Here is a 15,065-nt window from a genome sequence, read left to right as displayed (position 1 = left end):
GATGATTATCGTTCTATTAATTTTATTTGTTATTCTGGCTTTCCTTTCCATCATGCTGGTTAAGGATTCTAAGGTACGGATTGCCGCTACCGTTGTTTCCTTTATCGCTGTTGCTGGTTCTCTTGTGTTGATTACTGGTAACGCTCATGATCATTGGGGGATGAAAGTCAAGACGGTCACGACTAAGGTACAGATTTATTCTGCCCAAGACCAAAACACGTATGGTGTCTTGGCATACCAACCAATTGGGACTTCAGGCCGTGAAAAGGCTTATGTTTACAAGGTACAAGCAAACTCTTTGAAGACAACGGTTGCCAAGCCTGACCTCAAGACAACGACTTCGATTGAGCATGTTGATGGCAATCAGGCTTTCCAAGTGACAAAGGCGAAGGAATACGTGTATGACAACGGCTTTTATCAGTTCCTCTTTGGTTGGGCTGGTAACAACCACGAGGTTAAGTCGAAAGTCGTGACCTACCAAGTACCAAGTACTTGGATTGCACTGTCTGCAGAGGAAGGGGCTAAGCTAAAGAGCATCTTAGCTGCCAAAACAGCTGCTAAGGACGCCGACTTTATCAGCTTTATTCAACAAAATAAGCAGGAAGCGGTTGATAACCCTGAACAGGCTGCGCGTGATGCAGTTGCTTATTACCAAAACGTATTAAATAACGGTTAAGCGAATGGTTTTAGCAATTGGTCTTGACCACTATGTGAGAAATCGGACTTATTAATTGCCAAAGCCAGCTGACTGTGCTACACTAATCTTGTATTTAAGTTTGAATTTTGATTTTGATTTGTTTTTTTCGGAAGGCGTCATACCAAAAGAATCATATTTATATACATGACACAGATGGGATGATCCCGAAGGAGAAACAATCATGGAAAAAGGCACTGTAAAGTGGTTTAACAGCGAAAAGGGCTACGGCTTCATTACTCGCGAAAACGGTGAAGATGTGTTCGCACACTTCTCAGCTATCCAAGGCGACGGCTTCAAGACTTTGGAAGACGGACAAAACGTAACGTTTGATGTTGAAAACTCAGACCGCGGTTTGCAAGCTGTAAACATCGTTAAGGACTAATTCTTTCATTAGTTTTAAAAGCTCAGACATTTGTCTGGGCTTTTTTCTTTTGTCCGAAAAATGCAAAGAACTTGGATAATGTTGTATAATAAACAAGAATTATTCAAGCAAACAAAGGAGCTAGAACATGGCAAAATTAGTTTTGATCCGTCACGGACAAAGTGAATGGAACGCATTGAACTTGTTTAACGGATGGGTGGACACAAAGTTGTCCGAACAAGGTATTGAACAAGCCAAGCACGCAGGGGAATTGTTGAAGCAAGAGGGCATTGTTTTTGACCAAGCCTACACATCAGTTTTGACCCGTGCCATTACGACTTTGCACTATGCTTTGGAAGAAGCTGGTCAACTTTACGTACCAGAAGAAAAGTCATGGCGCCTAAACGAACGTCACTACGGTGCTTTGCAGGGACAAAACAAGGCGGAAGCAGCTAAGAAGTGGGGCGACGAGCAGGTTCACATCTGGCGTCGTTCCTACGATGTTTTGCCTCCATTGCTTGATGACTACGAAAAGACGGTTGAAGTACAGGGTAAGACATACCCTGCTTTTGATGCTCGTTACGCTGATGTACCTTACGGTGATTTGCCATTGGGTGAAAACTTGAAGGTTACTTTGGAACGTGTTTTGCCTTTCTTTGATGCTAAAATCAAGAAGGATTTGGAAGCCGGCAAGGACGTTGTCATTGCTGCCCACGGTAACTCACTTCGTGCTTTGGTAAAGCACTTGGAAAACATTTCCGATGACGACATTTTGAACGTTGAAATCGCAAACGGTCAACCAATCGTTTATGATTTGAACGCTGATTTGTCAATTAACGACAAGAAGACATTGAAGTAATTAAAAAGTCCACTAAAGCTCATCGTTTTGGTGGGCTTTTTCTGCAGGCAAAATAAGGAGCGCAAACATGGTAAAAAAAGAAAATAACGCCCCACTTTATAAATTGTATGAACGACCACCCTTTCCAACCTTAATCGGTCTTTCTCTCCAACATCTTTTCTCGATGTTTGGTGCGACCATCTTGGTTCCGTTATTGGTCGGACTGAACCCCAGTGTTGCCCTTTTTTCTTCTGGAATTGGTACGCTGATTCATTTGCTCGTGACAAAGGGGCGTGTACCCGCCTACATGGGCTCATCGTTCGCCTTCATTATTCCGATGACTTCGCTTCTGAAGACATTTGGCTACCCTGCGGTTGGCCAGGGTGTGGTGGCTGTCGGCTTGTGTTATTTAGTCATTGCCCTGCTCGTTGCTAAAGTCGGTACCGGTTGGATGGATCGAATCTTTCCTCCCGAAGTCGTGGGTCCGGTGATTATGGTGATTGGCCTTTCATTGGCCCAGACGGCTGCACAGTCCGGAACCCAAATTAATGGGCAATACGACTGGCGGGCCTTTTTGGTGGCTGGCCTCACGCTGTTGGTCATGATCTTTACCAATCAATACTTAAAGGGCTTCCTCGGGATGATTCCGGTTTTAATTGGAATCGTCGTTGGCTATGTGCTAGCCCTTGCCTTTGGCTTGGTGGACTTGTCAGGAATTGGGCAGGCCAGCTGGTTCTCGATGCCTAAGTTTGACTTTTTGTTCATGAACCATGGGCACTTTGATGGTAACTTTTATCCACTGGCCATGCTGACGATGGTGCCGCTTGTTTTGGTCACGTTATCTGAGCACATTGGGCATTTACTTGTCTTGAAAAAGATTACGGAGCACGACTTTTTCACGGATCCGGGCTTGAATAAGACCTTGGCTGGCGATGGCTTAGCCTCTGTCTTTGCCGGTCTAGTTGGTGGTCCCGCCGTGACTTCTTATGGAGAAAACATCGGGGTTATGCAGTTATCAAAGGTCTATTCCGTCTGGGTTATCGGAGGGGCTGCTGTCTTTGCTGCTGTCTTTGCCTTTATTGGTAAGTTAACGGCCATTATTCAATCGGTTCCCGCCGCCGTAACGGGTGGTGTTGGTTTGATGCTGTATGGTGTTATCGCTGCTGCCGGACTACAGGTGTTGGTTGATAATAAAGTCGATTATTCACAAAAGCGTAACTTGTTAATTGCCGGACCAGTGATGGTTATTGGGATTGGAAACTTCCACTTAGCGTTGACCTCACAAATTGACTTTTCAGGTGTGGCCTTGGCGACTGTATTGGGCGTGATTTTAAATCTCTGTTTACCAAAGTCAACTAAGTAACTCATCCAAAGAAGTATGATTACGTCGTCATCTATTTGGTTGGATTTTCACAAAAAAGAGAAAAAAGAGGCGCTTCAATAGGAAAATTACAAAAGAATAGCTGGTGAGTTTTTATCATTTATTTCTTTTGAAGGGCTTGATAAAGCCTTTTCTAAGCAGTTAACCAACATATTAAACATTTTGTTGCATAATTGTACGATACATTTAAAATTTTCTTGATTTGTTGTGAATTTAGCACAAAATCGCTTGTATTTAGAAAATAGTGGGCGTATTATTGGGGGTATATTTTGAGGTATGGGAGCGAATGTCTTATACCAAAATAAAGAACTGCAGAAAGGAGAAAACCGATGGATGAACCGACATCAACCTTTTCGTTGTTGGGTCTGACTTTCACCTGGACAACAGTGATTTCAACTTTGTTAGCGATGACCGTTGTTGTCTTGTTGGCAGTCTTCCTAACGCGAAAAGTTGCGATTCGACCGTCACGTGGGCAAAACGTGATTGAGTATGTCTTGGACTTTGTCAGGGGAATTTTAGGGGACCAGTTACCTAACAACCTGGCCCGTCAATTTGGGCTGTATAGCTTTACCCTGTTCTTGTTCCTTGTTGTTTCAAACGAAATGGGACTGTTGCTACAAGTTAAGACAGCTTCAGATGTGACCTTGATTAAGTCCCCAACGGCCGATCCTTTAATTGCATTTAGTTTAGCCATTATGTCTTTGATGCTTGCTCATGCAACTGGTGTGAAAACACTGGGCTTGGGTGGCTATCTGAAGAACATGTTCCTAAAACCATATGCTGCCATGTTCCCGTTGAATGTCGTTGAACAAGTGACGAACTTTTTGACACTTGCGCTACGACTCTTTGGAAACATCTTCGCTGGAGAATTGATGTTGAATTTGCTGGCAAGTATGGCCTTTTCATTAAATGGCTTTGGTTGGATCATTGCATTGCCGCTAGAGATGGCTTGGCAGGCCTTCTCGTTATTGATCGGTGGCATCCAGGCCTACGTCTTTGTTATGCTGACGGCTGTGTTTACGGCCCAGTTATCAGGCGAAGAATAGGACTTTGTTGCTGATGTAGTCAACACGGGGGACCGTTATCATCCAATAGTAAAGAAGAAACGCTCTTTCGTATTAAAAGGAGAAAGCAAATGGATTTACAGAACTTAGGAGTTATTGCAGCTGGAATCGCCTTCGCCGGAGCTGCCATTGGTGGTGGTATCGGTGTTGGTATCATGTATTCACAGTTTTTGGCCGGAATGTCTCGCCAGCCTGAATTAGCTGGAAAGCTTTTGTCACGTGCCTTCCTTGGGTTGGCTTTGGCCGAAGCCCTACCAATCATCGTTGTTGGTATGGCCTTTACTTTGATTAACAAGTAAGCAAAAGCCCTAGAGGAGATAGATGATGGCACAAACATTATTAATGACAAAGGCGATGCCTCTTGGCGATATGGTCTTTATTATTGTTGCCTTCCTCCTACTGATGGTCATTCTCAAGAACGTGGCCTATGGACCGTTAACAAAGGTCTTGGACCAACGTGCAGATAAGATTAATAAGGATTTGGATGAGGCTGAACAAAAGAACCAAGATGCCGCTTCCTTAGTTGAACAACGTCAAAAGGAATTGTCCGATTCAAAGAATCAGGCCAGTCAAATGATTACCGTGGCTAAGAAGTCCGCCAAGGAACAATCAGACGCCTTGATTCAAGCAGCGAATACGCAAGTTGCTGGTATGCGCCAGTCTGCTCAAGAAGATGCTGCACAGATGAAGGATGATGCAATGAACACGGCCAAAAAGGACGTGGCGGACTTGTCCGTAACGATTGCGTCAAAGTTGATTCAAAAAGAATTATCTGCTGATGACCAGCGGGCCCTAATTGATGCATACTTAGCAGAATTGGGTCAGCAGTAAGGAGGACAGATGGCTAATAAAAAAGGAAAAGTGGTCGACCAATACGCTAAGGCACTCTTAGCCTACGGCGCCGACCAAGATTCTTTTGACAGCCTACTGGCTGATTTGAAAGTCGTGACACAAGTGGTTGAAAGCACGCCAAAATTGACGGCGCTTTTAGCTGCACAAACGATTTCAGAAGAAGACCAAGTCTCCTTATTGGACACATTGACTAAGGGAGCCAACCAGGCGGTTGTGAATTTAACAAAGATTTTGTTGTCACACCACCATTTCGCCTTGCTAGGCGCTGTTACCAATCGATTCATTGAGCTGTACCAACAGAGTCAAGGAATCGAACCCGTCGTTATCACGTCAGCAGTAGCTGTTGATGATGAGCAAAAGGGACGGTTGGAACAAGCCTTTTTGAAGCAAAGTGGCGCAAAAACGGTTGAAGCTACTTACCAAATCAATCCCGATTTGATTGCCGGTGTGTCCATGCAATCCAAGTCAATTTTGATTGACGGATCGCTGAAGACGAAGATTGCCAAATTGAAGGCAGAGTTACTAGGTTAGTGAGGGAAAGACATGGCGATTCAAGCTGAAGAAATTTCTGCTTTAATTAAGCAGCAGCTCGAAAAGTTCGACACAAAACTGACTGTAGAAGAAATTGGAACCGTTACCTACATCGGTGATGGTGTTGCACGAGCAACTGGATTGGCAAATGCCCTTTCTGGTGAGTTGTTGACTTTTAACAACGGTGCATACGGAATGGTTCAAAACCTGGAAGAATCTGAAGTGGGAATCATTGTTTTGGGTTCCTCAGAAGGTATTCGCGAAGGTGATACAGTTAAGCGGACGGGACACGTAATGGAAGTCCCTGTCGGTGAAGAACTTATCGGGCGTGTCGTTAACGCTTTGGGGCAACCCATTGACGGTTTAGGCGACTTGAAAACAACAAAGACTCGACCTGTCGAAGCCAAGGCACCTGGTGTCATGGCTCGTAAGTCAGTTTCTGAACCAGTTCAAACCGGAATTAAGGCCATTGATGCCCTTGTTCCAATCGGTCGTGGTCAGCGTGAGTTGATTATCGGTGACCGTAAGACTGGTAAGACATCCATTGCCATCGATACAATCTTGAACCAAAAGGATCAAGACATGATTGTTATCTATGTAGCGGTCGGTCAAAAGGATTCAACGGTTCGTGAACAGGTTGCCACGTTGAAGCGCATGGGTGCCATGGATTACACAATTGTCGTGAATGCAGGACCTGCTGAAGCGGCCGCTCTATTGTACTTGGCGCCATATGCCGGTGCAGCGATGGGTGAAGAATTCATGTATAACGGCAAGCATGTCTTGATTGTCTTTGATGATTTGTCAAAGCAAGCAACGGCATACCGTGAGATATCCTTGATTCTTCGTCGTCCGCCTGGTCGTGAAGCCTACCCTGGTGACGTCTTCTACTTGCACTCACGTTTGCTTGAACGTGCAGCCAAGTTGTCAGACGAATTGGGTGGTGGCTCAATGACGGCTTTGCCAATCATTGAAACGCAGGCCGGGGATGTGTCGGCCTATATTCCAACGAACGTTATCTCCATTACCGATGGACAGATTTTCTTGGATGCTGATCAATTCCGTGCCGGAGTTCGACCAGCCATTGATGCTGGAACTTCTGTTTCCCGTGTTGGTGGGGATGCCCAGATCAAGGCCATGAAGAAGGTTTCTGGAACTTTGCGTTTGGATCTCGCTTCCTACCGTGAATTGGAATCCTTTGCTCAGTTTGGTTCCGATTTGGATGCTTCAACACAAGCTAAGTTGAACCGTGGTAAGCGAACGGTTGAAGTTTTGAAGCAGCCGTTGCACAAGCCAATGGCTGTTCAACACCAGGTCTTTGTGCTTTATGCCTTGACTCATGGTTACTTGGATGATGTTGATGTTGATGATATTCAACACTTCCAAGATGAATTCATTGCTTACTTGAATGCGAGCCAAAAAGATTTGTTGGATGAAATTGTGACAACAAAGCAATTGCCAGATACCGATAAGATGGACGCAGCGGTGAAGAACTTCAAGGACAGCTATACAGGCTCTTCTGCTGATCAATAAAAGGAGGCAAAATGGCTTCTTTACAAGATATTAAACGGCGGATTGCCTCAACTAAGAAAACGCGACAGATTACATCAGCCATGCAGATGGTGTCGACAGCCAAATTGAGTCAGATTCAACGTTCAACAACTGGTTACCATGAATATGCGTACCGTTTGAAGGCGGTTGTCTCACATTTGATTGAGGCCCATGTTTTGGATAATGTTGACGCGTCTCATTTGCCAATGGTTGCCAAGCGACCTGTTAAAAAGACAGGAATTTTGCTGGTTACTTCTGACCGTGGCTTAGTTGGGTCATACAATGCCAACATCATCAAGAAAACAAATGCCTTGATGAAAGAAAATAACTTAACGCCAGACAATGCGGTCATTTTAGCGATTGGTGGTAACGGGGCCGACTTTTATAAAAAACGTGGCTTCACCGTTGCTCTTGAACACCGTGGTTTGTCAGATGTACCGACTTTTAATGAAGTGCGGCAGGTGTTGAAAAGCGTGATTTCTCTTTATGAGGCGGAGGCTTTTGATTCATTGCACCTTGTCTACAACCACTTTATTAACCGTCTTCAAGCTGACCAGCGCAATGTGCAGTTATTGCCGTTGACGCGTGAGGTCGTTGAGGAAACACGGGTACAAGAGGGTGAAGATGGTCAGGAGCAATCCTTTGATACGCTTTCTGCCTATGATTCTGAGCCGGATGCGACGACTGTTTTGAACGTGGTTTTACCACAATACATTCAGTCACTCGTCTTTGAAGCGTTGCTTGATGCTAAGACAGCCGAACATGCTGCTTCATCGACGGCAATGTCTTCTGCAACTGATTCAGCTGATGACATTATTTCATCACTCGGTTTGCAGTATAACCGTGCTCGTCAATCACAAATCACGACTGAAATCACTGAAATCACTGGTGGAATGGTCGCACTGGAATAAGTTAATGAAGACGGTGTTTGACACTGTTAGCAGAGAAAGGAAACAAGCATGACTACTGGAAAAGTCGTACAAGTGATCGGTCCAGTCGTTGATGTGGCCTTTGATGAAGGGGTTGAAATTCCAGAAATTAACAATGCTTTGCTTGTTGATTTGGGAGACGGTAAGACTCTGACAATCGAAGTTTCGTTGGCCTTGGGGAACGGCGTCGTCCGGACCATTGCCATGGACGGAACGGATGGGTTGCAGCGCGGCATGGCTGTTCAAGACACTGGTAAGCCAATCGAAGTTCCCGTAGGGGAAGCAACGCTTGGTCGTGTCTTTAACGTTTTGGGCCAACCGATTGATAATGCAGGAGCAATTGCTCCTTCCGTTGCACGTCACCCAATTCATCGTGCAGCACCAGCATATGATGAGTTGACCACTTCCCGTGAAATTTTGGAAACGGGAATTAAGGTGATTGATTTGTTAGCACCATATATTCGTGGTGGTAAGACTGGATTGTTCGGTGGTGCTGGTGTTGGAAAGACGGTCTTGATTCAAGAGCTGATTCACAACATCGCCCAGGGACACAACGGTATCTCTGTCTTTACCGGAGTCGGTGAACGTACCCGTGAAGGTAACGACATGTACCACGAAATGAAGGAATCAGGCGTTCTGAAGCAGACCGCCATGGTTTATGGTCAGATGAACGAACCACCTGGTGCACGTATGCGTGTTGCCTTGACTGGTTTGACAATGGCCGAATCATTCCGTGATAACGAAGGAAAGGATGTTTTGCTCTTCATCGACAACATCTACCGATTCACGCAGGCCGGATCTGAAGTTTCCGCCTTGCTTGGACGTATTCCTTCTGCCGTTGGTTATCAGCCAACTTTGGCTTCTGAAATGGGTAAGCTTCAGGAACGAATCACTTCAACAAAGAAGGGTGCCGTTACGTCAATCCAGGCCGTTTATGTGCCTGCCGATGATTATACCGATCCTGCTCCTGCCACGACTTTTGCCCACTTGGATGCCACGACCAACTTGGAACGTTCATTGACACAGCAAGGAATTTACCCTGCCGTTGATCCTTTGGCCTCAACTTCTTCCGCTTTGGATCCTGAAGTTGTTGGACAGGAACACTATGATGTTGCTACGGAAGTGCAGCGAACGTTGCAACGCTACCGTGAATTGCAAGACATCATTGCCATCTTGGGTATGGATGAATTGTCGGATGAGGAAAAGGTTACGGTTAACCGTGCCCGTCGCATTCAGTTCTTCCTTTCACAGCCTTTCTCAGTTGCTGAGACCTTTACGGGTGTGAAGGGGGAATATGTCCCAATTGCTGAAACGGTTCGTTCATTTAAGGAAATTCTTGCTGGTAAGTATGATGATCTGCCAGAAGATGCTTTCCGTAACGTTGGACCAATTGAACAAGTGGTTGACAAGGCGAAGTCAATGGCCCAATAAGGGGGTAATCCATGGCTGAACAAGAACAACAAAAGGGAATTGCCGTTAAGATTGTGACACCAGAAGGTGAGATTTATGACCAGACAGGTGCCGAAATTGCGGTAATTAACACCAAAGGTGGACAAATGGGAATCATGGCAGGGCACGAGCCAGTTTTGGCTGCCCTTGCCATTGATGAAATGATTGTCAAAAAAGATGACCAAAAGCGTTCGTTAGCGGTCAATGGTGGTGTGGCTGAGTTTTCACACGACCTATTGACGGTGATTGCTGATTCGGCTGAAATTGCTGATAATATTGATGTTAACCGTGCTGAAAATGCCAAAGAACGTGCTCAATCACGTCTTGCTCACGCGCAAGAAGTGAAGGACAGTCGTGAAATTGCCATGGCACACGTTGCGTTAATGCGAGCAGTTAACCGCATTCACGTCGCTTCGATCCGTAGTGGTCAATAAACGAAAAGGGCTGACATCTGTCAGTCCTTTTTGTTTTATTTTGATATTTTAATGCAGGCTTAAACTTTGGAAGTGTATCATAGTGTATGGAGTAGTCATTACTAACCGACGGTTGTTTTGATGAATGAAGCAAAAAGGAGAACAAAATGACGATTAAGAATAAGTTATTAATCGCTGCTGGATTGGCCGGCTCGGTTGCCCTCGGGCATCAAGCCGCTTCAGCCAATGATACGCAGCAACATACAATCAAGTCCGGTGAAACGTTGAGCGCCATTGCCAACATGTACAACACGTCAGTTGATGAAATTGCGAAGGCGAATAACATTTCAAACGTTGACCAGATTTACACTGGTGAAAACCTTATTATCGGTCAAGCCAATACTTCTTCTGCAAGTACTGATAGTACATCAGCACAAACAACAAACGCAGCCAACGCTGATGGCTCATACACTGTCCAATCAGGTGATAACCTTTGGACATTGGCATCCCGTTTCAACACCACAGTGTCAAACTTGGCATCTTGGAACAACATTCAAAATGTTGACCAATTGACGGTTGGGCAAGTGTTGAAAACGTCAGCCGATGATCAGTCAACGCAAACTGCAGCGACGACCACGGATACGCAGAGCCAAACTGATACACAATCAGAAGCACAGGCTACTTCAGCATCAACCACTGCTCAGGTAACAGATACTGCTGCTACAACGCAAGACACGTCTGCCGCAACGGTTGTTAGCACTTCTGCTACAGTAAGTAACCAATCAACAACGGCTGATTCAACGGATGAACAAAGTGCTTTGCAGGCCATCATCATGCTTGAATCAGGTGGTAACGTCAATGCGACGAACGGTATCTACTACGGAATTGGTCAATTGTCACCATCATTGCGTGCCCGTTATGGTGGAAACACGGCTGACTACCAAGATCAGTTGCAAGCAATGAAGAGCTACATTGCCGATCGATACGGTTCAGCGGTTGCTGCTTTAGCACATCATCGTCAGTACAACTGGTACTAAAATAAATTTTTTTAAATTTTCTATTGACGAGGTCAGGGTTAGCTTGCTATACTAACATAGTTGTTTGATAGCGATATCAAATAACAACTGACCATGGCCCGTTGGTCAAGTGGCTAAGACGCTGCCCTTTCACGGCGGAATCGAGAGTTCGATTCTCTCACGGGCTACTAAAGAGTCGCCAGCATTTGCTGGCGGCTTTTTTGTTTGCTTTTATCAAGATTTATTTTCATTTTTCTCTAATAAAACATTGACAGGGTGCAATGCGATTGATAAACTACTGGTAACAAACGGTGATGGGAAAAGTAAAAGGTGGATGCTTTACAGAAAACCAGCGGTGATGGAAGCTGGTAAGAAGAAACCTTTGAAGATGGTCCTTGAGTTTTGTACCGGTGAGCTTCGAGTCAGCCGGTACCGGGTGCGCCCGTTAAGGCGTTAGGGTATCTCTTGTATGGGCGTACCTGTTGAGTAATTAGTAGTGATGCTGATTAAAATCAGGGTGGTAACACGATTTCGATTGTCCCGTAGTCTTTTGACTACGGGACTTTTTAGTTATAAAAGGAGAAGGAAAATGGGAAAAGTTTATGATGTTGCGGTTATTGGAACAGGGTCAGTTGGATCGGCAGCCGGATACTATGCAGCTAAAGAAGGGTTAGCGGTTTTAGAATTAGATAGCCATCGGCCACCACATGAACAGGGATCGCACCATGGTCAAACGCGAATCATTCGCTATGCCTATGGAGAGGGCGAGAAGTATTTGCCCCTGCTTCTAGAAGCGAAAAAACTATGGGCAGATCTTCAGGAACAGTCTGGCCAAGATATTTTTCATCAAGTCGGTGTGGTGAATGTTGGTCCTAAGGGAGCGGACTTCATTGAAAACGTGGCGCACACGGCCGATAAGTTTGACTTGAACGTGCAGTTTTTGGAAGGTCAGGAAATTAACGACGCTTTTCCAAATTTGCATTTTAATGATGATTACCGAGCGGTTTATGAAAAAGATGCTGGCTACCTTCATTCAGAGGTGGCAATCGAAACTTATCTGAGACTTGCGGATAAGCTTGGTGTTGATCAGGACTTTTCCTCAGCTGTTTCCAGCATTAACTACCGAGAGGATGGCCTAGTGGCCATTACAAACGGCCAAACGACTTATCTGGCCAAAGAGGTTATTTTGACCACCGGTAGCTGGGTGAAGAAGTTGGTTCCAACGTTGCCAATCACGGTGAAACGTAAGGTCTTTGCCTGGTTTAAAATTGATGATCAACGCTTGACGGAACAGCGGGGCTTTCCCGCCTTTACGATTGAAATTGCGGGTGATGCAACTTACTATGGTTTTCCAGGAGAAAATGGTGATATTAAAATCGGCAAGCACGACGGCGGTCAAGTGATTACAGAACCCGCTGAACGCACTACCTATGGTTCGTATCCAGAAGACAAGGAGGAGATTAAGCCCTTGTTGGCACAATACCTGACGGGGACAGCGGGACTGGACTTTGGGGCAGCCTGTACCTATGATGTTTCGCCCGACGAGGACTTTATCATTGATCAATTACCAGGACATCCTCAAGTTAAACTGGTCACCGGCCTGTCGGGGCATGGTTTTAAGTTCGCTAGTGTCCTTGGAAAAGTCTTGGCAGATCAAGTGGCCGGCAAGGATGTTTTCCTTGATTTGAAACCCTTCTCGCTTAATCGTTTTCAATAAGAACAAAAGAAAAAGCCCGCTAGGGGCTTTTTTATTGTTTTACTGTGCCAATTGATTAACTGGTGGGTTAAATTCACGCATGGCTTCGGCCAGGTGCACGAGGTTAGTGATGAAGCGCTGGGTTGGCGCTGCCACACCGTTTGCCTCCGCCAAGTCGGCAATCCAACCGTTGATGTAGTCAACTTCGGTCGGACGGTTTTTAACAAAGTCTTGATACATGGAAGGGAAGTGCAAAGGAACCACTTCACGGGCCACGTAGTCAACTTGAACGAGCATTTCTTCGCGCGTCTCCAATAAAGTGATACCGGCTGCAGTAGCTGCATCGTAGGCTTCGTCCACCAATGGCTTTGCAATGGTTGGCACGAATTGGTCATAGGAAAGCAAGTTGCCCATGCGGGCCTGGAACATGGTCGCGATTGAGTTTTCCACGGCGTTAAAGAATACCTTGGTCAACAACGTGCCCATAAAGTTGTTTGAATACGTTGGATTCAAGTGGGCAGCTTGAAAGTCTTCCATGACTTCTTTGGTGGCTTCCGTTTCTTCTCCGGATAGATTCGAGTATGCGGAAGCGCCGGAATTGGCTTTACCGATGAAATCGACGTCGCCAAAGTCATTCAAAATCGTCGCGATCATGGCCGTTCCACCAATGATCTTGTCATCCTTGAAGTAGGATTGCAATTTCTCAATGTGTCCCATTCCATTCATAGCCCCGACGGCCACTTGGTTATCTTTGAAGTGGGGTGCCATACGCTCCAGGGTCTCAGCCAGTTGCATTTGCTTCATGAAGAAAATCCAAACATCCGGCTCGCCGGTATATTCTTCTGGTGAGTAAATATTGACTAGCACGGGGTGCTTGTCTTCGTGATCGCGTGATTGGTAGACGAGGTTGCCCTGTCCCTTAATTTTGTCGAGCGATTCTTTTGTCGGCTCGACAAAGTCAACAGACTTACCAGCCACTTCCTGAAGCAAAAGCCCATAGCGCAACCCCATGGCACCCGCTCCAACAACAGCATATTTCATCGTACAACCTCCTATTTCATTAAATGTTTTTCATTTGTTTTTAATAATATACCAATAACAAAGCTTGTCTGCAAGACTTTATGTAATTCGTTATAATAAGAGGGTTAGAAAATAAAGGGAATTCATTCAATCATGGAAAAAGAAATTTACTTAACCGGTGACCGACCAACCGGAAAACTGCACATTGGGCACTATATCGGTTCCCTAAAGAACCGGGTGGCCATGCAAAACGAGGGAATTTACGACCCTTACATTATGATTGCCGATACGCAAGCCTTCACTGACAACGCCCGTGATCCCGAGAAGATTCAACGGTCACTTCGTGAAGTTGCCTTGGATTACTTAGCGGTCGGGATTGACCCAAAGAAGTCAACGATTTTTGTTCAGTCTCAGATTCCGGCTTTGGCGGAACTAACGATGTTTTACATGAACTTAGTTTCTTTGGGGCGTTTGGAGCGTAACCCAACGGTTAAGACAGAAATTCAACAAAAGGGCTTTGGAGAAGGGATTCCTGCTGGCTTTTTGACCTATCCTGTCTCACAGGCGGCCGACATTACGTTGTTTAAGGCAACGAAGGTACCGGTTGGGGATGATCAAAAGCCAATGATTGAACAGACAAGAGAGCTGGTTCGCGCCTTTAACAATGCGTACCATACTGATATTTTGGTCGAACCTGAAGGGGTTTTCCCACCAAAGGGACAGGGTCGCCTACCAGGGATTGACGGTAACGCCAAGATGTCCAAGTCTTTGAACAACGGCATTTATCTGTCAGATGATGACGAGACGTTGGCTAAGAAAGTCAAGTCCATGTATACTGATCCGACCCACATTCGGGTGGAAGATCCTGGCCACGTGGAAGGAAACGTTGTCTTCACTTACTTGGACATCTTTGATCCGGATAAGAAGCGGGTCCAGGAATTAAAGGAACACTACCAACGTGGTGGCCTGGGGGACATGAAGTTGAAAAAGCACTTGCTTGAAGTCATGGAGGCTGAATTGGCACCAATCCGGAAACGGCGCATGGAATATGCCAAGGACATGGATGCGGTCATGGCCATGCTTCAAGAGGGTTCCCGTAAGGCAAATGAAAAGGCGGAAGAGACCATGAAGCAGGTCCGAGCTGCCATGGGCATTAATTACTTTGGTTAAGCACCAAATGATGAGTTGTATTGAGAAGGAAAGGTCGTAACGGCATTGTTCTACCCATTGAAAAAGAGACGATTTTTACCCATTTTTTCATTAATCGTCT

The 15,065-nt window shown here is 45.5% G+C and carries 16 protein-coding genes, 1 tRNA gene and 1 other annotated feature; of the genes, 16 read left to right on the top strand and 1 reads right to left on the bottom strand.

Annotated features, from left to right (window positions below):
- The first annotated feature begins 1 nt into the window (after position 1).
- The 15 genes from IV71_RS04205 (at position 2) to solA (ending at position 12,796) form a co-directional block, all read left to right on the top strand.
- Positions 2 to 676 (top strand): DUF4811 domain-containing protein, encoded by a 675-nt coding sequence (locus IV71_RS04205; protein ID WP_010691408.1) that lies wholly within the window; start codon positions 2 to 4, stop codon positions 674 to 676.
- Between the two features lie 202 nt (positions 677 to 878).
- On the top strand, positions 879 to 1,079 hold the full coding sequence (locus IV71_RS04200; RefSeq protein WP_010691409.1) for a cold-shock protein: 201 nt from the start codon (positions 879 to 881) through the stop codon (positions 1,077 to 1,079).
- A gap of 127 nt (positions 1,080 to 1,206) precedes the next feature.
- Positions 1,207 to 1,917 (top strand): 2,3-diphosphoglycerate-dependent phosphoglycerate mutase, encoded by a 711-nt coding sequence (gene gpmA / locus IV71_RS04195; RefSeq protein ID WP_010691410.1) that lies wholly within the window; start codon positions 1,207 to 1,209, stop codon positions 1,915 to 1,917.
- A gap of 67 nt (positions 1,918 to 1,984) precedes the next feature.
- Positions 1,985 to 3,259 (top strand): uracil-xanthine permease family protein, encoded by a 1,275-nt coding sequence (locus tag IV71_RS04190; protein WP_010691411.1) that lies wholly within the window; start codon positions 1,985 to 1,987, stop codon positions 3,257 to 3,259.
- Between the two features lie 347 nt (positions 3,260 to 3,606).
- On the top strand, positions 3,607 to 4,323 hold the full coding sequence (gene atpB, locus IV71_RS04185) for a F0F1 ATP synthase subunit A (RefSeq protein ID WP_010691412.1): 717 nt from the start codon (positions 3,607 to 3,609) through the stop codon (positions 4,321 to 4,323).
- 89 nt (positions 4,324 to 4,412) lie between these two features.
- Positions 4,413 to 4,640, top strand: coding sequence for a F0F1 ATP synthase subunit C (gene atpE / locus IV71_RS04180; RefSeq protein WP_010691413.1), 228 nt, complete (start codon positions 4,413 to 4,415; stop codon positions 4,638 to 4,640).
- Positions 4,641 to 4,662: 22 nt separating this feature from the next.
- Positions 4,663 to 5,172 carry a F0F1 ATP synthase subunit B gene (gene atpF, locus IV71_RS04175; protein WP_029489868.1) on the top strand — a complete coding sequence of 170 codons (510 nt, stop codon included), beginning with the start codon at positions 4,663 to 4,665 and terminating at the stop codon, positions 5,170 to 5,172.
- A gap of 9 nt (positions 5,173 to 5,181) precedes the next feature.
- A complete protein-coding gene (gene atpH / locus IV71_RS04170; RefSeq protein WP_010691416.1) occupies positions 5,182 to 5,724 on the top strand; it encodes an ATP synthase F1 subunit delta in 543 nt (180 codons plus the stop codon).
- Between the two features lie 12 nt (positions 5,725 to 5,736).
- Positions 5,737 to 7,254, top strand: a complete 1,518-nt coding sequence (gene atpA, locus IV71_RS04165) for a F0F1 ATP synthase subunit alpha (RefSeq protein ID WP_010691417.1) — start codon at positions 5,737 to 5,739, stop codon at positions 7,252 to 7,254.
- A gap of 11 nt (positions 7,255 to 7,265) precedes the next feature.
- On the top strand, positions 7,266 to 8,183 hold the full coding sequence (locus IV71_RS04160; RefSeq protein WP_010691418.1) for a F0F1 ATP synthase subunit gamma: 918 nt from the start codon (positions 7,266 to 7,268) through the stop codon (positions 8,181 to 8,183).
- A 48-nt stretch (positions 8,184 to 8,231) separates the two neighbouring features.
- Complete coding sequence (atpD, locus tag IV71_RS04155; RefSeq protein ID WP_010691419.1) at positions 8,232 to 9,632, top strand: F0F1 ATP synthase subunit beta; 1,401 nt, start codon at positions 8,232 to 8,234, stop codon at positions 9,630 to 9,632.
- Positions 9,633 to 9,643: 11 nt separating this feature from the next.
- Positions 9,644 to 10,084, top strand: coding sequence for a F0F1 ATP synthase subunit epsilon (locus IV71_RS04150; protein WP_010691420.1), 441 nt, complete (start codon positions 9,644 to 9,646; stop codon positions 10,082 to 10,084).
- Between the two features lie 146 nt (positions 10,085 to 10,230).
- A complete protein-coding gene (locus IV71_RS04145) occupies positions 10,231 to 11,100 on the top strand; it encodes a LysM peptidoglycan-binding domain-containing protein (RefSeq protein ID WP_010691421.1) in 870 nt (289 codons plus the stop codon).
- A gap of 95 nt (positions 11,101 to 11,195) precedes the next feature.
- A tRNA-Glu gene (locus IV71_RS04140) sits at positions 11,196 to 11,267 on the top strand.
- 114 nt (positions 11,268 to 11,381) lie between these two features.
- Positions 11,382 to 11,625: a binding site (T-box leader), on the top strand.
- 43 nt (positions 11,626 to 11,668) lie between these two features.
- Positions 11,669 to 12,796 carry an N-methyl-L-tryptophan oxidase gene (solA, locus tag IV71_RS04135; RefSeq protein WP_056995020.1) on the top strand — a complete coding sequence of 376 codons (1,128 nt, stop codon included), beginning with the start codon at positions 11,669 to 11,671 and terminating at the stop codon, positions 12,794 to 12,796.
- Positions 12,797 to 12,835: 39 nt separating this feature from the next.
- Here solA and IV71_RS04130 read toward each other — a convergent pair whose 3' ends face one another.
- Positions 12,836 to 13,816: a ketopantoate reductase family protein gene (locus tag IV71_RS04130; protein ID WP_010691423.1), complete on the bottom strand. Its 981-nt coding sequence runs from the start codon at positions 13,814 to 13,816 to the stop codon at positions 12,836 to 12,838.
- A 132-nt stretch (positions 13,817 to 13,948) separates the two neighbouring features.
- On the opposite strand from IV71_RS04130, the gene trpS reads away from it, so the two are divergent.
- On the top strand, positions 13,949 to 14,965 hold the full coding sequence (gene trpS / locus IV71_RS04125) for a tryptophan--tRNA ligase (protein ID WP_010691425.1): 1,017 nt from the start codon (positions 13,949 to 13,951) through the stop codon (positions 14,963 to 14,965).
- Positions 14,966 to 15,065: the final 100 nt, after the last annotated feature.

The sequence above is a fragment of the Fructobacillus fructosus KCTC 3544 genome, assembly GCF_001438695.1.
Taxonomy (GTDB): Bacteria; Bacillota; Bacilli; order Lactobacillales; family Lactobacillaceae; genus Fructobacillus; species Fructobacillus fructosus.
This window is presented reverse-complemented; position numbering and strand designations above follow the sequence as displayed.